This window comes from Microvirga zambiensis WSM3693 (genome assembly GCF_016735695.1).
GTDB lineage: Bacteria > Pseudomonadota > Alphaproteobacteria > Rhizobiales > Beijerinckiaceae > Microvirga > Microvirga zambiensis.
On sequence record NZ_JAERQD010000220.1, the window covers coordinates 1 to 745 of the forward strand.

General features: G+C 68.6%; 1 protein-coding gene. It reads right to left on the reverse strand.

Going from position 1 to position 745, the window contains the following annotated elements:
• A partial coding sequence (locus JKL46_RS34990) for an acetyl-CoA C-acyltransferase (protein ID WP_201843048.1) occupies nucleotides 1-745 on the reverse strand: 745 nt, incomplete at both ends.

Here is a 745-nt window from a genome sequence, read left to right on the forward strand (position 1 = left end):
GTCACGAGCACGCGCGCACCCGAGGCGCCGATGGGATGACCGATGGCGATGGCGCCGCCGTTCACGTTCACGATCGACGGATCCCAGCCCATGTCCTTGTTCACCGCGAGCGCCTGGGCCGCGAAGGCCTCGTTGGCCTCGACGAGCTCGAGGTCGGACACCTTCCAGCCGGCCTTTTCCAGCGCCTTGCGGGAGGACGGGATCGGGCCGGTGCCCATGATCGCCGGATCGACGCCGGCCGTCGCCCAGGAGGCGATGCGGGCAAGCGGGGTCAGGCCGCGCTTCTGGGCCTCCGCCTCGGTCATCAGAACGAGGGCGGCGGCGCCGTCATTGATGCCCGACGCATTGCCGGCGGTTACCGTGCCGTCCTTCGAGAAGGCGGGCCGGAGCTTGGCGAGGGATTCGAGAGTGGTGCCGGGGCGGATGTACTCGTCCTGATCCACCACGATGTCGCCCTTGCGGGAGGCGATCGTGACGGGCGTGATCTCGTCCTTGAAGCGGCCTTCCTTCTGGGCGGCCTCGGCCTTGTTCTGGGACGCGGTGGCGAACTGGTCCTGCTCCTCGCGGGTGAGCTGCCAGCGCTGGGCCACGTTCTCGGCGGTGGTGCCCATGTGGTAGCCGTTGAAGGCGTCCATCAGGCCGTCTTTCAGCATGGTGTCGACGAGCTTGAAGTCGCCCATCTTGGTGCCGGAGCGCATATGGGCGGCGTGGGGGGCGAGCGACATGGATTCCTGGCCGCCGGCGA